We start from the raw sequence: 23,686 nt of genomic DNA on the forward strand, positions 1-23,686 counted from the left end.
TCTCCAAATTTCGCAATTTTGCTGCGCTGGAATTCTAATGGGCATTGTCGCTACCGCTGCGAGCAGAGTTTCTCGCCGCCTCATGCAGGACTTGGTCGCTTCGCCACGCACCGGCTACTGTGCATGGGGTTGTTTTCGACTTTTTTGTTTTGGGGCATGAAAGCGGCAGGCTGAACCGGATCTCATCCGGCTCCTGCTCGCCACTTCATCAACCGCACGCCCTTGGTCGTGAAGCGCTGCGTCTTGCCGCCCGGGCGCATGGGACGCTTCGCCGTTATTCGATACAAAACCGCAAGCACTCGATTCCCTGCATGACCGCTGTCGGTACGAGGTGTTGTGCGATCATGCAGCCTCACGAAACGAGTGTGGCACTAAATTGAATCTCGACCTTCATCAGCTTGGAGACGGGGCAGCCGGCTTTTGCGCTCGCGGCGATCGACTGGAACGTGTCGTGATCCATGCCCGGTATCTTCGCCGTGGTGGTGAGATGCGCCGAGGTGATCGAAAAGCCGTCGCCGTCCTTCTCGATGGTGATTTCTGATTTGCTGTCGACCTGCTCCGGCACGAAATTCGCCTGACCGAGCTGTCTGACGAATGACATGGTGAAGCACGCGGCATGCGCTGCACCTAACAGCTCCTCCGGATTGGTGCCCGGCTTCTCGCCGTAGCGGCTGAAGAAGGTGTAGGGATGGTTGTCCAGCGCGTGGCTCTCGGTCGAGACCGAACCCTCGCCTTCGCGCAGGCTGCCATTCCAGGCGGCGGATCCGAAACGTTTCATCGGTCTTTAATCCTTTCCTGTTGTGCATGCCCCGCAGCTTACGAGCGCGGCAGCGCCGCCGCTCGTCTCTTCCCGGTCTCGATCATGTCGAGAGCACGGCGGTCCCAACTATGTTCACCTCATGCGCGTTGGCCGGCAGCCTCCAGGATCAGTTGCGTGATCTCGGCAGGCTGAGAGATCAGCGACAGGTGACTCGCTTTCACCTCAATGGTCTTGGCTCCCATGCGCTTGGCCATGAATCGTTCGAGGTCCGGATTGATCGTTCGGTCCTCGGTCGAGACGGCGTAATAGCTCGGCTTTGCTCGCCAGGCCGCGTTGGTGGTCTTGCCGGCGAGCAGCGCCTTGTGGAACGGCTGCTGGACCGCATAGAGCACCTTGGCCTTTGCCTCCGGCAGGTCGCCCGCGAAGTCGCGCAGGAAAGCCTCCTCGGAAAGCCGTCCTTCATCGCCGTCGAACACGATGCCGGCGCTCGCCGGCGGAGTCGGATAGGTCTTGGCGAGCGCCGTGTAGTCCTCGCCGGCGTCCGGCGCGCGCGCCGCCACATAGACGAGCGCCGAGACGTTCGGATGCACGCCGGCCTCGGTGACGATCATGCCGGAGAAGGAATGGCCGACCAGAACCGTCGGCCCGTCCTGCCGAGCGAGCACGCGCTCGGCTGATGCGACCGCTTCGGGCAGCGTGGTCAGCGGATTCTGCACGGAGGTCGCGTTGAGGCCGGCCGTCTGCAATCGCGCGATCACCTCGGACCAGCACGAGCCGTCGGCGAACAGCCCATGCACCAGCACGACGTTGCGCGCCTTCGGCGGGGTTGCGTTTGCGGCCATGCCGCGTGTGGAGATCAGCGAGGCCGCTGCGCCGGCAAGCAGGGCGGTTGAAAAAGCTCGTCTGTTCATCATCGTGATGTCGCTTCCTTTGATCACGAGAGGGATCGTCTTGATGGCGCGGAATGGCCGCGCGGTCTCAAGCAGGTCCCTGCATCAACGCGTCGATGCCGGGCCAATGCGCGGCGAAGGTGCCACGCACGAACGCCTCGCGGTTGTTCTCGATGCTTTAGTGGTCGTGAGGATAGTTGACCATGATGGCGAAGGATTTCGGGATCGCACGGAGCTTGGTGTTGCCGAGCAAGTTGATCAGCGCGAGCCGCGCCGTTGCCGAGGTGAAAACGCGCTACCGGGTCGATGCGATGGCCGGTCAAGCGCACGAATCTTAAGCATCCGCGGATCGCGGCGCGCTTCGATCGCTTTTGTCCTCGACTGCGACCGCCAGCAGCCATATGGCAAACCCCGCCAAAGCCAGCCCGCAGCCGACCCAGCCGGTCGATGTCCATCCGTAGCCGGCAGAGATGGCGAGGCCGCCCAGCCACGGGCCGAGCGCATTTGCGGTGTTGAAAGCCGAATGGTTGAGGGCGGCCGGAAGGGCCTGGGCTTCGCCCGACACATCCATCAGCCGGGTCTGCAGCACAGTTCCGAGCGCTCCGCCCAAACCGATGAGAAATGCGTCGATCGTCATGGTCCAGATGTTCAACGCTGCCCAGGGGAATACAGCCAACGCGGCGGAACTCCAGATCAGTAGGCCGCCCGCCGTCGGCATGATTGCGCGGTCGGCGACCCGTGGCACGACAATATTGCCGATGGTCAGGCCGAGCCCGAACGCTGACAGCACCAACGGCACGAGGGCGGGCGAAACGTGCGTCACTTCCATCAGCGTCGTCGCGGTGTAGGTGTAAACCGCAAACAGGCCGCCAAAGCCGATGGCGCCGATTGCGAGCGTGAGCCAGACTTGGCCGCGCCTCAATGCGTCAAGCTCACGCAACGCGCTTGCCTTCGGGGCCGGGTGATCGACGGGCGCGAACCATGCAACCATTGAAAGGGCCGCGATGGCGAGCGCAGCGACGACGCCAAAGCTCCAGCGCCAGCCGGCCGCCTGACCCAGCCAGTTCGCGAGCGGGACACCGATCACGGTCGCAACCGTCAGGCCAAGGAACATCTTTCCGACGGCCTGAGTCCGCTTGTGTAATGGCACCAGCGAGGCTGCCACCATGGCCGCCGTGCCAAAGTAGGCCCCATGCGGGACGCCGCTCAGGAAGCGGAACGCCAGCATCCAGTGATAGCTGGGCGCGAACGCGCTCAGCGCGTTGCCGACGGCGAACATGGCCATCAGCAACAAAAGGACGTTGCGACGCGCCAAGCGAGCCGTCAGTACAGCAAGCACGGGCGCACCGATCACCACGCCCAACGCATACATGCTGATGACGTTTCCGGCTGTCGGCTCATCAATCCGCAGATCCGGCGCGAAATAGGGCAACAGGCTCATGGTTGCGAATTCAGTGGTGCCGATCGCAAAGCCGCCCATGGCTAACGCGAACAGGACAAGGCCGGTCCCTACAGGGGCGGCATTCTGCTTTTCCATATCTTTCCCGAGTTTTTGGAATGCCGATTCAATCGCCCTAAGGCTTGATCGGATGAATGGCTCGATCAGATGGCGGTGGCTCGATCATTGACGGTTACCGCCTGCGATCGAATCCCATAACGGATGTGGGGAGATGTTCAGAGGGTGTGCAACGCATGTATTCCATGCGTCCGGCACGGCTGGAGCGCGCGTCATTCATCGGAGGTTGAGACCTGAGGGATAGAGGCACCTGAGCAAGAGCAGGCACACTGAAATTACATGACATCGATCAAATAGACATGCATCCCATCAGATTCAAATAATGCCTGCGTGATGTCGGTCAGGTCCCGGCCAAGCCATTGCTATCGGGCACGCAGCCCTTCGTCCTGGATCGCTCGCGAGCAGAGGTGTCGCCGGCGTGAAATCAACCTGCTTCTCATGGCGCCCACGCCGGACCGACAAAGCAAGCGGCGGCGGTGTCAGGGCAGCCGAGCGCCCTGGGGAGTCATCTCAGGATTTTCGAAGGTGTAGATATTTGGCACGCCATTCCGAATGGCACGCCAATCGCGAACCGCGATCGCAGCACGTCACTGCGCGCTGGATCCGCCCTCCACGATCTTCTCGTTCAGCTTCTGATCCACGATCTGCACGGTTCGGTCGATCTCGGCATTGGGCGCGCCAAGCTGATGCGAAATCAGCTTCACCAGCAGGTCGACCCGCTCGATGAAGGGCGCTCCGCTCGCCACCGCGCGCGCCGCCGATGAAGGCTTGAGAAGGCTTTCTGCCGCCTTGGCGTATTTCTCGAACGGCACCTGGTCCTTCGGGTCGGCTCCCAGTCGGCGAGCGATCCCATCGACGTGCTCATAGATCGACTGCGAGCGCTTCAGGTCGGCGTGCACCGCGTCGCGGATCGATTGCGGCTCCTGTGGCGTGATGCAGCGGTAATTGCCGGTCAATAGCATCGACCATTTGGCCAGCGGGACGAACAGCGAGTCGAACACTTTGAGCTTCACCGGAACGTCCTGGCCATCCAGCTTCACCGCGTCGATGTCCGCCTCCAGTTCGCGAAGCAGCCGGTTATGTGCCTCATCCGCAAATGCCGCTGCCTTGAAATTTGTCGGCAGGCCGACATGAAGGACATTCGCCGCCTCGTCCGGTGGGCGGAAGGCCTGCGGATCAGGCGAGCACAGCGAAACCAGTCCCGGCTTGAACCGTTCCCATACCTGCGCATTGGTATAGGCCTCTTCGAGGTCCATCTCCGCCAGCGCCGGAATCCGTTTGAGATAGGGCAAGGGCGGCATGTTCATGATCGAAAGGCAAGGCAGCTTCGCCTCGGCGATCTTGATCATCAGAACCCGGATCGTGTGGTTGGTGTATTGCGGCTCCTGCATGGCAAGGCCAACCAGATCGTAACGGGAGAGGTCGACGTCTGCAGGCGGTGACGCGTCCAGGGTCCCGGGCAGATCACGCGAAAAGATCGAGCGGTGCGTCGGCTCGTCACGCAGCTTGATGCGAACTTCGGTGCCGTCGCGATTGATGAGCTCTGCGGTCTTCTTGCGACAAACCAAGGTCACGTTGTGACCGGCCATCAGCAGCTTCGTCGCGAGCAATGAGCCATACGAGGCTCCAAGGATCAGAACGTTGCGCGCCATGCTCCCTCTCCCAAAGGTTTTCCTCCAACGCCCCCAACCCAAGCCAGTCTCGAATCTTCGTCGGGTATCCGCTTGGGCGAAGGAACGGCGCGGGCCGAACCTTTACATCAGACGGGGACGGCCTCTTCGGGCAAGGAGCATACCTGTCTATCGCCAATTGACGAGCATTACAATCACGCAGCGGTTCGCGTTTTCAGTCCGCAGAAGAAGTCTCTGCTTCAGCTTGCATCATTCGCACCGATAGTGGTGACCATCACGGCCAAGGAATGTGCCGGTCGCGGGATTGTACGAGCGGTGGCGCTGCGCGCAGGTGCCGATGCCGCTGTCCTCTTCGTTATAGTATTGCAGAACAGAAGGTGGTCCCGACTCCAGCTTGGCCGCGGGCGTGGGCGCGCCGCCGTTCAGGATGTCTGCATTGGGATGATAGAACGCGTACAGTCCGGGCTCCTGGATGGCGGCCTGAGCAAATACTGGTGTTGCGGCTGCTGCCGATAGCATCGCCGCGGCCGCGAGGATCTTGAGTGAGGTCATCGAAATTCTCCATCGGTCGATACGAAAACCCGATCGGCGCGCGCGATCCCGCGAGACGCACCGTCGGGCGGTGCGCGGTCAAACGCGAGTTTTTCGTATTGGGTGGTCCGAATGCTCGGATCTTTCGATTCAAGATCTAAGTGGCCTGCGCGCGCATCCCACTAAATTCTGCTTTACGATTCTCAACTCGAGTTGACGGCGGCAGCGCTGCCGAGCGCCGACCGAATCCGCGGCGTGACCATCATCACGAAGCAGCGAAACGCGAGCAAAGTGCTTTCACGCTATGTCGGTAGCCAGCACTTCTTTGTGCTGGTTGCGCAGCGTCCCTAAACGCGAATTTAGTGGGGGCGACGAGAAAGAACCCTACCTTTCCTTGTGTAACGTTCTTTATGTCACCACTCGAAAGGACAAAGCCATGAAAGTCGCAATGGTAGCATTGGTCGCCGCGTCCATGCTCTCAAGCACGTACGCTTTTGCCAATACGGCGCGTCATGAACCGATGGTCAGGAGCTATCCTGTATACAGAGAGGCTGCCCCGCCGGTTATGCTGCATCCGAACTACGGCAATCCGAACGGCGATCCGGATGGTCCGACCACGTTGAGCGGTACTGGCGATTCTCAATTCGGCGGTTCGTCAGCCGGCACCAGCGGTTACAACTGAGTGAAAGCTGCAGTTGAGCCGGCTTTGCTTGAAAGCCACTGTGCCGCTCCAATGTAACGACGCGCGAACCTCGCGCGTCGTTGAAGTGACGCGAGACGGCGTTACCTCGACCGCCGAGGTGACGTCACTTCTTCGGGGCCGATCGTCTGCTGCGGCTGGCGGTGCCGAACACGACTTGCGATGGATAGGCAGAAGCCGAGCGCTGAGGCATGCTCCCGAGGAAGCCCGCGGCGCCGATCCATGCGACGGTGGGTTGTGCGGCAAAATTGCCGGGAAATACGCCATTGGTCGGGAAGTCGCGATTGTCGTTGCGGTTGTCATAGAACCAGCCGCTCGTCTGGCCGTATCGGATGGCGCGATACCCAAACTCGGTCGCTGATCCCGGCGAGATCGCGGGCGCTGCCAGGATCGTCGCGCAAATTGCGATCTTCAATCTACTCATTGGCTTTCCTATGGCCGAATCGTGCCCCAGTCGCCCTTCCAACCCGCAAGCTTTCCGCGACGAAACTGCAGATAGAGCCCGTCGCTCCGGCTCGACAGCGCACTTCCCTTGACGTTGGGCAGCGCCAGATAGAGTTCGTTGCCGCGGCGTCCCCGCACATAGGTCAAGGGTACGCCGAGCACGAGCGCTACCTCATCGGGCTTCATCCCGAACCGAAGTGAGGGAGCGCTTCGCTGTGCAGCCGCAGACGTTGCTTCGAGTGCTGCCAGAACGAGCGCCATCACGAGCAAGCCGGTGTTCTTCATCCGAGACACCCATTTGAGGCAGGGCAAACGCAAGCCAATGCGGCGAAGGCGGACATCATTGTAGCGAGACCAGCGTCCCGGCTGGCGTCCAACCGCCGCCGAGCGCCTGAAACAGACTGGTCGCCGCCAATAATTTCGAGAGCCGCACCTGAACCAACGTGATCTCCGCGGTGAAGAGCGTCTGTTCGGCCTGCAGGACGGTAATCAGATTGATCGTGCCGCCCCGCAACTGCTTTTCCGCCACATCGAACGCCGTTCGCGAACTCGCAACGACCTGCGCTTGCAGCCGCTCCTGGAGCGTGAACTTCTGCAACGCGATGAGCGCCTTCTCGACGTCGGAGAATGCCGACAGAACCGCCTTGCGATAGGCCTGCAGGTCCTGAAGCTGCACGCCTTTGGCCTGCTTCAACTGGCTCTCGAGCAGGAAGCCATCGAAGATCGGCTGGGTGAGGCTGGCCGTGAGGGTGGAGAACGCCGCCCCCGGCGTGAACAGCGAGGCCAGCGCGCTGCTCTGGAATCCGCCGGTGCCGGTGAGTTGGATCTGCGGAAAGAAGGCCGCGCGAGCCTGCTCGACGCTGAAGTTCGATGCCGCAAGCAGCGCCTCCGCCTGGCGGATGTCCGGCCGTTGGTAAAGCAGTTCCGATGGCAGGCCGGGGGTCACCCGAGGCACTTTGATGCGGCTGGTCGATCCGCCCCGCACCGAGAAATTCGCCGGCGCTCGTCCAACAAGGACGGCGAGCGCGGCAATGTTCTGACCGATGGTGACTTCGAGAGGAGGAATCGCCGCCCGCTGCGTTCCTGTCAGCGCCTCCTGTTGCGAAACGTCGAGCTGCGAGGCCGTTCCGCCGGCGAACTGCGTCTTGATCAGCGCTAGGATTCGCTCGGCCGCTGCGAGGTTCTCGCGCGTCACCCGCAACTGGTCCTGAGCCGCCAGAATCTGGAAATACGTGTTGGCCACCGTGACGATCGCGGTCAGCGTGACCACCTCGCGATTATATCGGGAGGCTGTCGCGCTCTCTTCCGCTGCATGGAGCGCTGCCTGGTTCTTGCCCCAGAAGTCGAGCATGTAGCTCGCAGTGAGGCTGGTGCTGAATTGTGAGAAGTTCGAACTTCCGCCGCCGCGTCCGCCTCCGGTCCCGGTGACGCCCCCGCCAAGGTTGCTGCCGCTGCTGATGGCGCTGCTTGTGGAGCCGAAATGCGCGCGCTCGGCGCTGGCTGCTCCGGTCAGGGACGGCAATAGCGGCGAACCAGCCACGCCGACCTGGGCGTCGGCCTGCACGACCTGGGCGATCGCGACTGCAATGTCGAGATTGTTGATCTGCGTCGCGTCCATCAGTGACGTCAGTTCGCCGGAGCCGAAGCCGCGCCACCAGTCCAGGACCGGGAGCGCGGCGTCAGGACCCGCCGAACTTGCCGCGCGATATTTCTCCGGGACTTCGAGATTGAGCTCGGGCCGTTCCGATCCCAGGATGCAGCCGGACAGGCCGGGGCCGAACGCCAGGACGATCAACGCGGACATCGCGCGGATGCGACCGTCTCCCCACGGCAAGATCGCCCGGGCCAGACTTCGGTGTCGGACTCGTAGTACCGAGGATTTCGACATCTCACTCGCCTGGCTGCAGTGAGGGCTTGGGCAGGTTGGGAGGCGCGTTGCCCCTTCGACGTTGGCCCCAGAGCCGGAACCTGTCCAGATACAAATAGATCACAGGTGTCGAATAAAGTGTCAGCATCTGGCTGAGGATGAGACCGCCGACGATGGCGATGCCGAGCGGTTGGCGCAATTCGCCGCCTTCCCCCATTCCCATGGCAAGCGGCACCGCGCCGAGCAGTGCGGCCATGGTCGTCATCATGATCGGGCGGAACCGGAGCAGGCAGGCCTCGCGGATGGCATCGAGCGGATCGAGGCCGCGCTTGCGCTCGGCGTCAAGCGCAAAGTCGATCATCATGATCGCGTTCTTCTTCACGATGCCGATCAGCAGGATCACGCCGATCAGCGCCATGATGCTGAACTCGGTGCGGAACGCGATCAGCGCCAGCAGCGCGCCCACGCCGGCGGACGGCAGCGTCGAGAGGATGGTCAGGGGATGGATGTAGCTCTCATAGAGCACGCCGAGCACGATGTAGATGGTCACCAAGGCGGCCAGGATGAGCAGCGGCTGATTGCTGAGCGAATCCTGGAAGACTTTTGCCGTGCCCTGGAAGGTGCCGCGGATCGTCGCGGGCACGCCGATCCGGTTCATGGTGGCCTCGATGGTGCTGACCGCGGTGCCGAGCGACACGTTGGGAGGCAGGTTGAAGGAGATCGTGTTGGCGACGAGAAGTCCCTGATGATTGACGGAGAGCGGTGTTGCGCCCCGACCGAAATGCGCGACCGCCGAAAGCGGAATCATCGTTTCGCTGCTGGTGCTGACCGCCGCGCCGGTCGAGGCCACGCCTTTGCCGGTCGACCCGATCGAATTGGTCGCAAGATTGCGCGCGGCCTGTGCGTTGGCCGAGTTGGCGGTAACAGATGTTCCCGGCGTCACTACTGTTCCCGCCACCGCGTTGGTTGCCTGCGAGCCGCCGACCGATCCGCCGGAGGTGCTGATGTAGACATCCTTGAGCGTCTGCGGATTCTGCCAGTAGCGCGGTGCTACCTCCATGATCACGTGATACTGGTTGCGCGCGACATAGATGGTCGAGACCTGGCGCTGGCCGAACGCGTCATAGAGCGTGTTGTCGATCTGGCTGACGGTGATCCCGAGCCGCGCCGCGGCGTCGCGATCAATGACCAGATTGGATTCGAGCCCCTTGTCCTGCTGATCGCTGTTGACGTCTGCGAGATTGGACTCGCGCTGCAGCGCCGCCGTGATCTTCGGTGTCCATTCGTTGAGCTCTTCCAGCGCCGGGCTCTGCAGCGTGTACTGGTACTGTGCGCTGGATAGCCGCCCGCCGACGCGGATGTCCTGCACCGACTGCAGAAACAGGGTTGCCCCGGGCACGGTGGCGAGCTCGCGCCGCAACCGCGCGATCACCTGGTCGGCGCCGACTTTGCGCTGCTCGAGCGGGCGCAGCGAGACGAAAACGAAGCCGGAATTGGTCTGGTTGCTGCCGGTGAAGCCGACGACGGCGTCCACCGCGGGATCGTGCTTGATGATGGTGACGAACTGCGTCAGCTTCTGCTGCATCAACTGGAACGAAATGCTCTGGTCCGCCTGGATCGAGCCGACCAGCCGTCCGGTGTCCTGCTGAGGGAAGAAGCCCTTGGGGATCACGCCGTAGAGATAGAAGTTGAGCCCCAGCACTGCGGCGAGGATCAGCATCACGGATCTCGGGTGCGCGAGCGCGGCCGAGAGCGTCCGGCGATAGAAGCCGAGCATCGCTTCGAAGAAGCGCTCGCTGGCGCGATAGAGCCAGCCGTGGACCTGGTTGCTTTCCCGGCGCAGCAGCACCGAGCACATCATCGGCGTGGTCGCGAGCGAGACCGCAAGCGAGATCAGGATCGAGATCGAGATCGTCATCGCGAATTCGCGGAACAGCCGGCCGACGATGCCGCCCATCAAGAGGATCGGGATGAACACCGCGATCAGCGAGATGCTCATCGAAAGCACGGTGAAGCCGACCTCTCCAGCGCCCTTCAGCGCCGCCTCAAACGGCGACATCCCGTGCTCGATATAGCGGGTGACGTTTTCGAGCACGACGATGGCGTCGTCGACGACAAAGCCGGTCGCCACCGTCAGCGCCATCAGCGACAAATTATCGAGGCTGTAGCCGACCAGATACATGACACCGAAGGTCGCGACCAGCGATACCGAGACCGCGACCACAGGGATCAACGTCGCGCGGGCGTTGCGGAGGAACGAGAACACCACGAGGATCACCAGCAGCACGGCTAGCACCAGGGTCCGCTCGACGTCGTGCAGCGAGGTGCGGATGGTGGTCGAGCGGTCGACCGCCAGATCGATGTCGATCGCGGGCGAGACCGAAGCCTTGAGCTGGGGCATCAGCGCCTTGACCAGATCGACCGTGCTGATGATGTTGGCATTCGGCTGCCGGTACAGGATGATCAGGACGGCGGGCTTGCCGTTGGCGAGGCCGGCGTTGCGCAGGTTCTCCACGGAATCGGTGACCTCTCCGACATCGGAGAGATGCACGGCCGCGCCATTGCGATAGGCGATGACCATTGACTTGTAGTCGTCGGCCTTGTTGGCCTGGTCGTTGGCATAGATCTGGTAGCGGCGCTCGCCGACGTCGATCCCCCCCTTGGGGCTGTGCGCATTGGCGCTGGCGAGCGCGGCGCGCACGTCCTCGAGCCCGATGCCGTATTTGTAGAGCGCCTGCGGAACCAGGTCGACGCGCACCGCCGGCAGCGAGCTGCCGCCGACAATGACCTCGCCGATCCCCTCGACCTGCGAGAGCTTTTGCGCCAGCACGGTGGAGGCGGCGTCGTAGAGGTCGCCGCGAGTCAGGGTATCGGAGGTCAGCGTCAGGATCAGGATCGGCGCGTCGGCGGGATTGACCTTGCGGTAGGTCGGATTGCTGCGCAGGCTGGTCGGAAGGTCGGCGCGGGCGGCGTTGATCGCGGCCTGCACGTCGCGCGCCGCGCCGTTGATGTCGCGGTTCAGACCGAACTGCAGGGTGATGCGCGTCGAGCCCACTGTGCTTTGCGAGGTCATCTCGGTGACGTCGGCGATCTGGCCGAGATGGCGCTCGAGCGGGCTTGCGACCGTGGTCGCGACGTCCTCGGGGCTCGCGCCCGGCAGCGTCGCCTGCACCGAGATGGTCGGGAAGTCGACCTGCGGCAGCGGCGAGACCGGCAGCTTGAAGAACGCCACCACGCCCGCCGCCGCAAGCCCGAAGGTCAGCAGTGTGGTCGCAACCGGCCGGCGGATGAAGGGCGTTGACGGGTCCATGGCTCAGTGGGCTCCGCGTGTTTCGCGGGCACCGCCGGGTCCTCCGGCAAGCCGTACGGCGAGCCGGTCGAACCACAGATAGATCACGGGCGTCGTGAACAAGGTGAGCAACTGGCTGACCAGAAGGCCGCCGACGATGGAAATGCCGAGCGGGTGCCGCAGCTCCGATCCGGCACCGGTTCCGAGCATCAGCGGCAGCGCGCCGAGCACTGCGGCCATGGTCGTCATGATGATCGGCCGGAACCGCAGCAGGCACGCCTGGTAGATCGCCTCGCGCGGCGACCGGCCTTCGTTGCGTTCGGCATCGAGCGCGAAGTCGATCATCATGATCGCGTTCTTCTTGACGATGCCGATCAAGAGAATGATGCCGATGATCGCGACGATCGTCAGGTCCTGCCCCGCCATCATCAATGCGAGCAGTGCGCCGATCCCGGCCGAAGGCAGGGTCGAGAGAATCGTGAGCGGGTGGATGAAGCTCTCATAGAGCACGCCCAGCACGATATAGACCGTGACGATCGCGGCCAGGATCAGGAACAGTTGGTTCGAGAGCGAGGCTTGAAAGGCGAGCGCTGCGCCCTGGAAGCTCGTGATGATGCCGAGCGGCTGGCCGATGTCGATCTGCGCCTGTTTGACGGCGGCGACTGCCTCTCCCAGCGACGCGTCGGGCGCCAGGTTGAACGATATGGTGGCCGAGGGAAACTGGCCGAGATGCGAAACCTGCAACGGCGCGATGTCCTCGTGCATCTTGGCCAGCACCGGCAACGGCACCGGCGCGCCTCCGACCGAGGAGGGCAGGTAGATCGACGACAGCGATTGCAAGGAGTTCTGCAGCGTCGGATCGGCTTCCAGAATCACCCGGTACTGGTTTGAATTGGTGAACACCGTCGAGACGATGCGCTGGCCGAAGGAGTCGTAAAGCGCATTGTCGACGGTCGCGGGCGTGATCCCGAACCGCGCCGCCTGCTCGCGGTCGATGTCGACGAAGACCGCAAGTCCCTTGGCGGACATATCGGTCGAGACGTCGGTGAACGCGGGAAGCTGCCGCAATCTGTCGACGAGCTTCGGGGCCCATTCGGCGAGCTGGGCCGGGTCGGCGTCCTGCAGGATGAACTGATATTGCGCCTTGCTGACGGTGCCTTCGATGGTCAAATCCTGCACCGGCTGCATGTAGAGCGCGACGCCGATCAGCGATGCCGTGCTGTCCTTGAGACGGCGCATGACGCTCGCGATATCGGATTTTCGCTGATCGTGCGGCTTCAGGTTGATCAGGATGCGGCCGCTGTTGAGCGTGGTGTTGGTGCCGTCGACGCCGATGAAGGAGGAAAGGCTCTCGACGTCGGGATCCCGCAGGATGACGTCGGCCAGTTGCTGCTGCCGCTCGGCCATCGCGGCGTATGAAACCGATTGCGGCGCCTCCGAAATCGCCTGGATGACGCCGGTGTCCTGCAGCGGAAAGAAGCCCTTGGGGATCGCGACATAGAGCAGGGCGGTCAAGCCGAAGGTGGCGAGCGCCACCAGCAGCACCAGGGTCTGGCGGTCCAGCACCCAGTTCAGCATCCGGGCATAGATCGCGATGACATGATCGAAGCCTTCGCGGCTCAGGCGCTGGAGCACGTTCTCATGCGCCTCGCCTTCCGCCTTGAGCAGCTTGGCGCAGGCCATCGGAACCAGCGTCAAGGACACCACGGCGGATATCAGGATGGTGACCGACAGCGTGATGGCGAACTCGCGGAACAGGCGGCCGACCACGTCACCCATGAACAGCAGCGGAATCAGCACCGCGATCAGCGACACCGTCAGCGAGATGATCGTGAAGCCGATCTGCTCGGAGCCGCGGAGCGCGGCCGCTAGCGGCGCTTCGCCGTCCTCGATGTAGCGGGAGATGTTCTCGATGACGACGATCGCGTCATCGACCACGAAGCCGGTGGCGATCGTGAGCGCCATCAGGGAGAGGTTGTTGAGGCTGAAGCCGAACAGATACATGGCCCCCAGGGTGCCGACCAGCGAGAGCGGCACGGAGAGGCTTGGGATCAGCGTCGCGCGCGGACTGCGCAGGAATACGAAGATCACCAGCACGACCAGCACGACTGCGAGCGAGAGCTCGTATTCCACGTCCCTGACCGAGGCGCGGATGGTCACGGTGCGGTCGGTCAGGATGTTCAGGTCGATGGCGGCGGGCAATGCCGCCTGCAACTGCGGCAACACCGCCTTGATCCCTTCGACCACCGAGATGACGTTGGCCCCGGGCTGGCGCTGGATGTTGAGGATGATCGCCGGGGTCGTATTCATCCAGGCGCCGAGCTTGTCGTTCTCGGCGCCGTCGATGACGTCGCCGATGTCGCTGAGACGGACCGGAGAGCCGTTCTTGTAGGCCACGATCAGGGATTTGTAGCCACCGGCACCGCGGATCTGGTCGTTGGCGTTGATGGTGTAGGAGCGCATCGCGCCGTCAAAATTGCCCTTGGGCGTGTTGACATTGGCATTGCCGAGGGTGGTGCGCAGGTCGTCGATATTGAGGCCATAGGCGGCGAGCTTGCGGATGTCGGCGCGGACGCGGACCGCCGGCCGCTGGCCGCCGCTGATGCTGACGAGGCCTACTCCCGGAAACTGCGAGATCTTCTGCGCCAGGCGGGTGTAGACGAAATCCTGGACCTGCGTCAGCGGCATGGTCTTCGACGTCAGGCCAAGGGTCAGGATCGGAGCGTCGGCCGGATTGACCTTGGCATAGATCGGCGGCGCCGGAAGATCTGATGGCAGCAGATTGCCGGCGGCATTGATCGCTGCCTGCACCTCCTGCTCGGCGACATCGAGCGAGATCGTCAATCCGAACTGTAGCGTGATGACCGAGGCGCCGGCCGAACTGACTGAACTCATCTGGCTCAGGTTCGGCATCTGGCCGAACTGCACCTCCAGCGGGGCCGTGACGGACGACGTCATCACGTCAGGACTGGCGCCGGGATAGAAGGTCTGGACCTGGATCGTCGGGTAATCGACCTCGGGCAGGGCCGCGACGGGCAGGAAGCGGAATGCCAGCATTCCCGACAGCATGATGGCGATCATCAAGAGCGTTGTCGCCACCGGTCTGTGGATGAATGGCCGCGAGGGGTTCATTCGTGTCCACCCCCGGAGCGCCGCCCCTTGCCGTCCACCGCTTTCGAATCCGGCGGCTTGGCTGCAGCGGCCGACTCGCCCGCCCCCGTCGGAGGTCGAATGACGATCCTGGCGCCTTCCCGCAGCTTGTCGGCGCCATCGATCACGATGCGGTCGCCGGGGGAAAGTCCGGACTGAACCTCGACCCGGTCTCCTTCAGTGACGCCCAGCTTGACCGGGCGCACCGAGACCGTGCTGTCGCCGTTGACGAGATAGACGAAGGTGCCGGGCGTGCCGCGCTGGATGCCGGCCGTCGATATCGTCGTCACGTCCTTGTGGGTGTCCAGCAGGAGACGCACGTTGACGAACTGATTGGGATACAGCGTCCGCGCTTCGTTCGAGAATTGCGCGCGCAGCTTGATCGTGCCGGTGGTCGGATCGATCTGGCTGTCGAAGGTCTGCAGCGCCCCGCTGGCGAGCTTGTTGGTGCCGCTGCGATCGTAGGCCGCGGCCGGCAGCACCGCTCCCTCGCGGAGCCGCGTGGCGATCGCCTGAAGCTGGTCCTCCGGGAGTGTGAACAGGACGCTGATCGGCTGCAGTTGCGTGATCACCACGATGCCGGTGGCATCACCGGGGGTGACGTAGTTGCCCTGATCGACCTGCCGCAATCCGACGCGCCCATCCAGCGGCGACAGGATGTGGCAATAGCGCAGGTTCACTTCGGCGGCCTGCACCGAGGCGCGGTCCGCTTCAACCGTGCCTTCGTTCTGCGCGACCAGGGCTATTTGCGTGTCGAGCTGTTGGTGCGGCACGGCGTTCTGCTTCGCCAGGCCCTGGTAGCGGGCAAGATCGACCTGGGCGCCCTTCAGCATGGCTTGGTCGCGCGCAAGCTGTCCCTTGGCCTGGGCTAGCGCCGCTTCAAAGGGGCGGGAGTCGATCTCCGCGATCAGATCACCCTTCTTGACTTCATCGCCTTCCTTGAACGCGATGCGGGTCAGATATCCGCTGATCTGGCTTCTGATCGTGACGGTGGCGAGTGAAGAGACGGTGCCGAGCCCATTGAGGTTGATGCCGATATCGCCCTTGCCGACAGTCTCTGCGACAACAGACATCGGCGGGGCGGTTCGCTTGCCGGCTGTTTCCTGTGGCGTGCCTGCGGGCTTCGTCCACCAGACGATGCCGGCAGCCAGCAGGAGAATAACGGCGGTCGCGAACCCAATGCGCCCGCGAGCCGGGCGCATGACTTTTTTCCCAGGCGCAATCGAAGGGGGGTCCGTCGACTTTCTTAGCTGCTGATCCATGGGTCACCTGCGAAAGCGCATGAAACGAACCCGCGTGGGGCGCATGTCGCCGCAGCCCGGTTCCTGCAACATTCCAGGTCGATATATTGAACGATTAAGGGCCGGAAAGCCCATTAACATTCGGTAGGGAGGCTCAACAAAGGCTGATGGTTCCGCGCGTTAGGCGGCAATCGGCGGCTTCAGTCTAATTCTTGGCCAGATCGGCCTGCGAAGCCATTTCGGCCCGCCGCTCATAGCTCTCGGCAAGAACCTTGAGACGATCGGCGACTGCCTGGTCGCTCACGCTTTCCGCGACCCGGCGCAAGGTCTGCGCTGGGCTCGAATATTCTCTGCTCGGCATACTCAACTCCGCAACTCATGGTTTCAAACACTTATGTAGGTGCGCGGTGCACGATGCCGAATTCACAAAGTTGGGAGTGAGCGATCTGTATGAAGCGACGCAATTTGCATAGTGGCGGCCGGCGCCGTCTCATTCGGCCGGCGTTGCCTGGGGCTGGACGGGGGAGGTTGCCGCCTCCTTCTCGCCGAACAGCCAGACCTGCAGCCGGTCGAGATAGAGATAGACCACCGGCGTCGTGTACAGCGTGAGGATCTGCGACACCGCGAGGCCGCCGACAATGGCATAGCCGAGCGGCTGCCTGATCTCCGAGCCCGCGCCGGTGCCCACCATCATCGGCACGGCGCCGAGCATTGCCGCCATCGTGGTCATCAGGATCGGCCTGAACCGCTTGATGCAGGCCTGGTAGATCGCCTCTTCCGTGCTGAGTCCTTCATTGTGTTCGGCGTGGATCGCGAAGTCGACCAGCATGATGCCGTTCTTCTTGACGATGCCGATCAGCAGGATGAGGCCGACAATCGCGATCACGGTCAGATCGAAATGGGCCGCCATCAGCAACAGCAGCGCGCCGACCCCGGCCGATGGCAGGGTCGAGATGATGGTGATCGGATGGATCGTGCTTTCATAGAGGATGCCGAGGATCAGGTAGATCACGAACAGCGAGGCGAGGATCAGGATCGGCGTGCTCGACAGCGAGGCGCCGAAGGCCTGGGCGTTGCCCTGGAAGCTGGTCTGCAGCGAGAGCGGCGGATTCAGCTCCTTCTTCACTGCATCAATGGTGCTCACGGCCTGGCCGATGGCGGCACCCGGCGCAAGGTTGAACGAGATCGTCACCGACGGGAACTGCCCCTGGTGATTGACGACGAGCGGCGAGACCTTCACGACCGAATCGACCAGCGTCGACAACGGCACCTGCTGCCCGCTCGAAGATTTCACATAGATGCCGTTAAGCGCATCGGGCGAATACTGGAACTTCGGATTGACCTCCATGACGACATGGTACTGCTGCAGCGTGGTGTAGATCGTCGAGACGATGCGCTGACCGAACGCATCGTCCAGCGTGTTGTCGATGGTAAAGGGCAGGATGCCGTAGCTCGAGGCGACTTCACGCTTGATGGTGATGTCGAGCAGCGGCCCGGCATTGAGCTGGTCGGTGGTGACATCGGTGATCGAGGGGATCGTTCTGATCTTGTCGAGGAACAGGCCCGCCCAACGGGTGAGCTCGCCCGGATCGGCATCGTTCATCGTGTACTGGAATTGCGTCTTGTTCAGCCGGGCTCCGATCGTGATGTCCTGAGCGGGCTGCATGTACAGCGTGACGCCCTGGATTTTGGCGAGGTTGGTCCGCAATCGCGCGATCACCTTGTCGATCGGATCACGCCGGTCGGCTGGCTTGAGCTGGATATAGACGCGCCCGTCATTGACCGTGTAGACACCGCCGCCGGCGCCCACCGCGGCCCCGACGGAAGCGACGGCGGGATCGCGCATGATGACGTCGAGCAGGGCTTGCTGGCGCTGGGCCATCGCCTGGAACGAGATATCCTGCGACGCCTCCGACTGACCGAGGATCAGCCCGGTGTCCTGCTCCGGGAAGAAGCCCTTCGGAATGACGACGTAGAGATAACCGGTCAGCACGATGGTGCCGAGCATCACCATCAGCGTGATGAAGCGATGACGCAGCACGATCTTCAGACCAGCCTCATAGAGGCTCAGCAGCGCGTCGAATCCGCGTTCGGACAATCGGTAGAGCCGGCCGTGCGAGTTGCTTTCGGGCTTGAGCAGATATGCGCACATCATCGGCGTCAGCGTGCGCGAGATCACCAGTGAGAGAACGAGCGCCACGCTCACCGTCATCGCGAACTCGCGGAACAACAGCCCGACATAGCCGCTCATCAGGAACAGCGGGATGAACACGGCGATGAGCGAGAACGTGATCGCCATGACGGTGAAGCCGATCTCGCCGGATCCCTTCATCGCCGCGTCATAGGGCGAGAGCCCTTCCTCGATGTGCCGCGTGATATTCTCGATCTCGACGACGGCGTCGTCGACGACAAAACCGACCGCAATCGACAGCGCCATCAGCGACAGGTTGTCGAGGCTATAGCCCATTTCGTAGAGGATCGCGAAAGTGCCGACCAGCGACAGCGGCACGGTGACGGCCGGGATGATGGTCGCCCAGAAGCTGCGCAGGAAGATGAAGATCACCATGACGACTAACCCGATCGTCAACAGCAGCGTGAACTGCACGTCGGCGATCGATGCGCGGATGGTATCGGTGCGGTCGGAAATGACATTGATCTTGATGCCCGCGGGAATCGAGGCCTGCAGCACCGGCATCATCGCCTTGATGCGCGCGACCGTGTCGATGACATTGGCGCCGGGCTGACGCTGGATCGCCAGCAGGATCGCCCTCTGATTGTTGTACCAGCCGGCGATCAGGTCGTTTTCCGGCGCGCTGATCGCGCGTCCGATGTCGCGGATGCGGACGGGAGATCCATTGCGATAGGCGACGACGAGATCGGCGTATTGGTCGGGCTTGAACAGTTGATCATTGGTGTTGAGCGTGTAGGTCTGGCGCGGGCTGTTGAGCGTGCCCTTCGCCAGATCGACATTGGCCTGGCCCAGCACCGTCCGCAGATCCTCCAGATTGATGCCGCGGGCGGCCAATGCCTCCGGGTCGACCTGGATGCGGACGGAGGGCTTCTGCTGACCGCCGACGCCGACGAGGCCGACGCCGGAGATCTGCGAAATCTTCTGCAGCAGGATGTTTTCGGAATAGGCGTCCACCGTGGTCAGCGGCAGGCTGTCCGAGGTGATGCCGAGCACCAGGATCGGCGTGTCGGCCGGATTGACCTTGCGGATCGTCGGCGGATACGGCAGGCCCGTCGGCAAGTAAGGGGAAGCGGCGTTGATGGCCGACAGCGTGTCGCTCACCGCGCCGTCGATCTGGCGGCTGAGATCGAACTGCAGCGTGATCTGGGTGTAGCCCAGCGCACTCGCCGACGTCATCTGGGTGAGACCTGGAATTTCGCCGAACTGCAGCTCGAGCGGCGATGCCACCGAGGACGCCATGGTCTGCGGATCGGCGCCCGGCAACTGCGCGGTCACCGTCAGCGTGGGGTAGTTGACGTTCGGCAGTGCCGCCACCGGCATCAGCGGATAGGCGACCAGTCCAGCTACGAACAAGCCCACCATGAGCAGGGCGGTCGCGATCGGCCGTCGGATGAACGGTGCGGAAATATTCATGGGATTGGCGTCTGCATTGCGTCCTGCGCGGCGGCTTCCTCGGCCGCCTTGCCATGGAGTGCGATCACATGTGTGCCCGGCTGCAGCTTGTATTGGCCGTCGACCACCACCCGCTCATTTGCCGAGAGTCCGGAATCGATCAGCGCCTGTCCGTCGCTGATTTGCGCCACCTTGACCTGGCGGATCGCAACGGTGTTGTCGGGATTGACGACCCACGCATAGGCTCCGTTCGGACCTTGCTGGATCACCGCCGCAGGCACAGTGAGGCCGTTGTGTCTCGTGTCGAGCAGCAATCGCGCGTTGACCAGCTCGCCCGGCCAGAGCTTGTTCTCCTTGTTGGAGAAATTGGCCTTGAGCTGAATTGAGCCCGTGGTCTGCAGAATCTCGTTGTTGACGAGGCCAAGCTGGCCCTGGCCGAGCTCGATCGTGTCGTCCTGGTTATAGGCGAGGACGGTGAGCGGCGCCTTGTTGATTTGCTGCTGCTTCTGGATTTGCGGCAGGACCGTCTCCGGAAGTGTGAAGATCAGCGAGATCGGATCGAGCTGGGTCACCACGCAGAGGCCATTCGTGCTCGAGGGGCTGATGATGTTGCCGACGTCGATCTGGCGGATCCCGACCACGCCGTCGATCGGTGAGGTCAGGCGCGTGAAGCTGAGCTGCACCTTCGCGGCCTCGATCAGCGCCTTGTCGGTTGTGATCGCGCCGTCCAACTGCCCGACTTGCGCCTTCTGGGTTTCGATCAGTTGCGGCGTCGCCCAGCCTTTGGCCCCCAACTGGGTGTAACGGACGAGGTTGGCATTGGCGTTGGCGAGCTGTGCCTGATCGCGTTCCAGTGCTCCGGTGTATTGATCGATTAGCGCCTGATAGGGGCGCGGATCGATCTGCGCCAGCAGGTCGCCGGCATGCACATGCTGGCCTTCGGTGAAGTTGATGGCGAAGATCTGCCCCTGGATCTGGGCGCGCACCACGTCGGTGTTGTAGGCGATCACGGTGCCGACGCCGGTCAGATAGATCGGCACGTCGTGCTGGCTGACCGTTCCGGCGACGATCGGCACCGGGGACGGCCGGGCCGGCGCTGCGGCGGCCGTCTCGAACGGGAAGTCATGCATGGCGTAGAGCAGAGCGCCGGTCGCCACTGCGGCGGTCAGCATGACGGCACCGACAACGATCTTCTTTTTCATGGTCTGGGCTTCGCTGAGAGAGTTGTTAGCAACCCGGAATAGCTGCCGATGACGTGACACTGCCCGCAGTGAGGATTGAGCACGCACTGCCTGCCATCGTGGAGGTGGAGGCGGTTGGAGCGGGAGTGAGAACCGTCGGCACGGTCGGGAGGGCCGCAACCGGTCCTACGACGCCTGGAAGGAGCGATACGCCGGGTGTCGGCACCGGCGCCGCCGAGCTGACGCCGAGGTTGCCGATCTCGGTCGAGTCGAGGGGAATGCCGGTTCGATTGACACCGCCCATTGTCGTGGGCGAGGTCGATGACGGTGTCGATGATGCAATAACGCTCGTCGAGCCCGAGCCGCACATCCCCGACGTTCCCGACGTGTCGATGATGCCGGATGCTGTCGCCATGCCCGAGCTCTCCAGCGTGCCTGACGTCGTCGACACGCCCGATGTCGGTGAAATCACTGGCGATATGCCCGGTGTCGCGGCCGTATTGCCCGCCATGGCCGCGGTTGCAGGCGCGGTCGATCCGACCGCCATTCCGGCGCCGTCGAAGGTGGCGGTCGATCCGAACATCTGGGTCGGCGCTGTCCCAACCGTCGAACAGACCGTGCCGCTGCTTGGAATGGCAATCGTACCCGTCGCGGGAGCCGCGAGCGGACTGACTCCCGCGGATGAGAGCTCGGTCGCGCCCAGCGGAATTCCCGTTGGCGAGACCGGCGCGCCCGCGCTGCCTAGCGGAGAGGTTGCGTCAAGCGTCGGAGTCGGGGTCGCCGCACCGGTCACTTGCGCGACAGCGGCGTTCGCTGTGAATAATGCAGAAAGAAGGGCGGTCGCCAGGATCGCTGTCAATCGTCTCATCATGACACTTCCTCTCCGTGAATGAAGCGCCCCGCCTCGAATGCACCAGCCGAACCGGCCGGGTTCTCCGACGCGTTGAACGTAGGCGCGTTCGGCGGCACATCCACTAAATTCGTCTTTAGGAATGCAGTGAGATATCGCTTGGGATTTTTTTTGCGCAGCGCTGCGCGGTGCGCAGCAATAGCGCAGCGCTAATCCACGGATGCGCGCATGCGCAGGACAGCGGGATTTGAATCTACGATACTACCAATAAAAAAGCGGCCGGGACCGCACAAGCGGTCCGGCCTCTTCAGTTTCGACCGTCAGCTCGACTGACAGGATACTCGTTCAACGGTGGTCCGAAGCGACCGGATCAATAATAGCCGTAGCTGTAATAGCCATAGCCGGTGCCGGGTTCACAGGGAACGTTGCCGTCGGTCCAGGGCTGCGAGGCAAACGCGCCTACCCGCGGGGCGGGAACGCAGCCCGGTCCGCCGACATAGACCTGCTCCGGCGCCGCAACGGCAGCGGCATTGGCACGCAGAGCGTGGCGCGTGTGTTCGCGAGCCATCGCGGGAGTTGCAAGCGTCGCCGCAGCGACCAGCGCGATCGACAAGAGCTTGATTGCAGACATGGGTGTTCTCCATCAGGAAGCGGAGCCAATGGAGCGTGGCTCCCCTTTCGAAGTGCGGATCGCGACACCCTGTTTAAAGAGCGCGTCTTCTCACGTTCTCTCAATGCCGCGTGAGCACATTCGTGCGCAGGTTGCAGGCGGAAGCTGCCCGCTCACAACGACGTTACACAACTCAGAGCATGATCCGGACCCGGAGGGCCGCGTTAGCGCAAAACGGGATACAGGTTCTCCGAAAAGATCATGCTCAAACAAGAAGATAGAGCGCGATGATGGTTCGAGGAAAAATCATCCCGCGCCAGCAGCTTGGTTTCAGTTGAAGCTAGACGGCCGTCGAAAGCGTGCGCATTTCGGCCTGCCACGGTGCTATCGTATGTTGCGCGGTGGCGATCGCCACGACTTCATTCCAGCGCGAAAGAAAGGCGTCGACGCAGGCGGGATCGAATTGGCGCGCCTTGTTGTCTTCGAGGTAACGACGCGCGTCCGCAAGCGGCATCGGGTCCTTGTAGGGACGCTTCATCGTCAGCGCATCGAAGACGTCGGCGACTGCGACGACGCGGGCCGCGATCGGAATGTCGGTTTCCCTGAGCCCGTTGGGATAGCCGCTGCCGTCCCAGCGTTCGTGATGAGCGGCAGCGATCTCGGCTCCAAGCTGGATCAGCTCGCAATGGCTGTCGGCGAGAATGCGTCCGCCGATCACGGCGTGGGTGCGTATGATCGCGATCTCCTCCGCATTCAGCCGGCCCGGCTTAAGCAGGATGCTGTCGGGTATCGCGACCTTGCCGACGTCGTGCAGGGGGGCCGCAAGATAGATGTCGCGGATGAGCCGCGACGGCAGGCCGAGTTCTTCGGCGATGATGCGGCTGTATTTCGCTACCCGAAGTGTGTGCTCGCCGGTGTCGTTGTCGCGGTACTCGACGGCGAGCGCCAGACGAAGGATGATCTCCTCCTCGCGCTCCTGCAGCTTCTGCGTGGCACTGGCAACTTCCCGGACGAGATCGGCTGCGCGGTCGTTCAGTTGCCGAACGGCAATGCCGAGCCGGATGAGATTTCTCAGCCGGACCCTGGTCTCCAGAGTTTGCGGATGTTTCGGCAGGAAATCGGTGGCGCCGGCCTCGAGCGCCTGCATGCGCACGTCGTCCGTCTGTACCGAGGTGATCATCACGATCGGAATATTGCCGAAGTTCTCGATCGCACGGAGTTCGCGGATGAATGTGACGCCGTCCATTCTCGGCATCTCGTAGTCAACGAGGACGATGTCATATTGGCGCTGCATCGCCGATGTCATCGCCTGCAGCGGACAGGTGTACGCCGTGACCTGCACGGTACCGTCGGCCTCCAGGAGCCGCGTGAGGAAGTCGAGGACAGAACGACTGTCGTCAACGAGAAGCGCTTGTGTAAGCATCTGACGTCCTGGTACGCACG

At 62.8% G+C, this 23,686-nt stretch carries 19 protein-coding genes; 3 read left to right on the forward strand and 16 right to left on the reverse strand.

The annotated features are described in order from the left end of the window. Positions 1-352 precede the first annotated feature (352 nt). Together ACZXDY_RS25760 and ACZXDY_RS25765 are read right to left on the reverse strand one after the other, a co-directional pair. Complete coding sequence (locus tag ACZXDY_RS25760; protein ID WP_464347440.1) at positions 353-778, reverse strand: OsmC family protein; 426 nt, start codon at positions 776-778, stop codon at positions 353-355. A gap of 119 nt (positions 779-897) precedes the next feature. Next, the gene (locus ACZXDY_RS25765) at positions 898-1,674 is read right to left on the reverse strand and encodes an alpha/beta fold hydrolase (RefSeq protein WP_464347469.1); all 777 of its coding nucleotides are present in this window, start codon (positions 1,672-1,674) and stop codon (positions 898-900) included. 179 nt (positions 1,675-1,853) lie between these two features. Between ACZXDY_RS25765 and ACZXDY_RS25770 the strand changes: the two genes are divergently transcribed. Next, on the forward strand, positions 1,854-1,988 hold the full coding sequence (locus ACZXDY_RS25770; RefSeq protein WP_464347441.1) for a hypothetical protein: 135 nt from the start codon (positions 1,854-1,856) through the stop codon (positions 1,986-1,988). On the opposite strand, the gene ACZXDY_RS25775 is transcribed toward ACZXDY_RS25770, so the two are convergent. The 3 genes from ACZXDY_RS25775 to ACZXDY_RS25785 form a co-directional block, all read right to left on the reverse strand. After that, entirely contained in the window at positions 1,985-3,187 is a 1,203-nt protein-coding gene (locus ACZXDY_RS25775; protein WP_464347442.1) for an MFS transporter, read from the reverse strand. The genes ACZXDY_RS25770 and ACZXDY_RS25775 overlap by 4 nt on opposite strands. Before the next feature lie 566 nt (positions 3,188-3,753). After that, positions 3,754-4,818 carry a ketopantoate reductase family protein gene (locus ACZXDY_RS25780; RefSeq protein ID WP_028167223.1) on the reverse strand — a complete coding sequence of 355 codons (1,065 nt, stop codon included), beginning with the start codon at positions 4,816-4,818 and terminating at the stop codon, positions 3,754-3,756. 228 nt (positions 4,819-5,046) lie between these two features. After that, positions 5,047-5,349, reverse strand: coding sequence for a BA14K family protein (locus tag ACZXDY_RS25785; protein ID WP_464347443.1), 303 nt, complete (start codon positions 5,347-5,349; stop codon positions 5,047-5,049). 415 nt (positions 5,350-5,764) lie between these two features. Here ACZXDY_RS25785 and ACZXDY_RS25790 point away from each other — a divergent pair, with 415 nt between their 5' ends. Next, positions 5,765-6,010: a hypothetical protein gene (locus tag ACZXDY_RS25790; RefSeq protein ID WP_464347444.1), complete on the forward strand. Its 246-nt coding sequence runs from the start codon at positions 5,765-5,767 to the stop codon at positions 6,008-6,010. Between the two features lie 124 nt (positions 6,011-6,134). Here ACZXDY_RS25790 and ACZXDY_RS25795 read toward each other — a convergent pair whose 3' ends face one another. The 9 genes from ACZXDY_RS25795 to ACZXDY_RS25835 all read right to left on the reverse strand — a co-directional run bounded on the left by ACZXDY_RS25795 (position 6,135) and on the right by ACZXDY_RS25835 (position 20,804). Beyond that, positions 6,135-6,452 (reverse strand): BA14K family protein, encoded by a 318-nt coding sequence (locus ACZXDY_RS25795; RefSeq protein WP_464347445.1) that lies wholly within the window; start codon positions 6,450-6,452, stop codon positions 6,135-6,137. Positions 6,453-6,460: 8 nt separating this feature from the next. Beyond that, complete coding sequence (locus ACZXDY_RS25800) at positions 6,461-6,757, reverse strand: hypothetical protein (RefSeq protein WP_464347446.1); 297 nt, start codon at positions 6,755-6,757, stop codon at positions 6,461-6,463. A 55-nt stretch (positions 6,758-6,812) separates the two neighbouring features. Further along, positions 6,813-8,276 carry an efflux transporter outer membrane subunit gene (locus ACZXDY_RS25805; RefSeq protein ID WP_464347447.1) on the reverse strand — a complete coding sequence of 488 codons (1,464 nt, stop codon included), beginning with the start codon at positions 8,274-8,276 and terminating at the stop codon, positions 6,813-6,815. An 85-nt stretch (positions 8,277-8,361) separates the two neighbouring features. Continuing rightward, entirely contained in the window at positions 8,362-11,649 is a 3,288-nt protein-coding gene (locus tag ACZXDY_RS25810) for an efflux RND transporter permease subunit (protein ID WP_464347448.1), read from the reverse strand. Positions 11,650-11,652: 3 nt separating this feature from the next. Then, positions 11,653-14,760 (reverse strand): MdtB/MuxB family multidrug efflux RND transporter permease subunit, encoded by a 3,108-nt coding sequence (locus ACZXDY_RS25815; protein WP_464347449.1) that lies wholly within the window; start codon positions 14,758-14,760, stop codon positions 11,653-11,655. Then, a complete protein-coding gene (locus ACZXDY_RS25820; protein ID WP_464347450.1) occupies positions 14,757-15,980 on the reverse strand; it encodes an MdtA/MuxA family multidrug efflux RND transporter periplasmic adaptor subunit in 1,224 nt (407 codons plus the stop codon). Before ACZXDY_RS25820 ends, ACZXDY_RS25815 begins: the two co-directional genes overlap by 4 nt. A 244-nt stretch (positions 15,981-16,224) precedes the next feature. After that, positions 16,225-16,380, reverse strand: a complete 156-nt coding sequence (locus ACZXDY_RS25825) for a hypothetical protein (RefSeq protein WP_165435208.1) — start codon at positions 16,378-16,380, stop codon at positions 16,225-16,227. A 129-nt stretch (positions 16,381-16,509) separates the two neighbouring features. After that, on the reverse strand, positions 16,510-19,623 hold the full coding sequence (locus ACZXDY_RS25830) for an efflux RND transporter permease subunit (protein ID WP_464347451.1): 3,114 nt from the start codon (positions 19,621-19,623) through the stop codon (positions 16,510-16,512). Beyond that, positions 19,620-20,804, reverse strand: a complete 1,185-nt coding sequence (locus ACZXDY_RS25835) for an efflux RND transporter periplasmic adaptor subunit (RefSeq protein WP_464347452.1) — start codon at positions 20,802-20,804, stop codon at positions 19,620-19,622. The genes ACZXDY_RS25830 and ACZXDY_RS25835 overlap by 4 nt, the downstream gene beginning before the upstream one ends. Positions 20,805-20,929: 125 nt before the next feature. Between ACZXDY_RS25835 and ACZXDY_RS25840 the strand changes: the two genes are divergently transcribed. Beyond that, positions 20,930-21,676, forward strand: a complete 747-nt coding sequence (locus tag ACZXDY_RS25840; RefSeq protein ID WP_464347453.1) for a hypothetical protein — start codon at positions 20,930-20,932, stop codon at positions 21,674-21,676. 327 nt (positions 21,677-22,003) lie between these two features. Here the strand turns inward: ACZXDY_RS25840 and ACZXDY_RS25845 are convergent, their stop codons facing one another. Together ACZXDY_RS25845 and ACZXDY_RS25850 are read right to left on the reverse strand one after the other, a co-directional pair. Further along, on the reverse strand, positions 22,004-22,264 hold the full coding sequence (locus ACZXDY_RS25845) for a hypothetical protein (RefSeq protein WP_028167214.1): 261 nt from the start codon (positions 22,262-22,264) through the stop codon (positions 22,004-22,006). A 319-nt stretch (positions 22,265-22,583) separates the two neighbouring features. Continuing rightward, the gene (locus ACZXDY_RS25850; protein WP_464347454.1) at positions 22,584-23,666 is read right to left on the reverse strand and encodes an HD domain-containing phosphohydrolase; all 1,083 of its coding nucleotides are present in this window, start codon (positions 23,664-23,666) and stop codon (positions 22,584-22,586) included. Between the last annotated feature and the right edge of the window lie 20 nt (positions 23,667-23,686).

It is taken from the genome of Bradyrhizobium sp. LeoB3 (assembly GCF_055456055.1).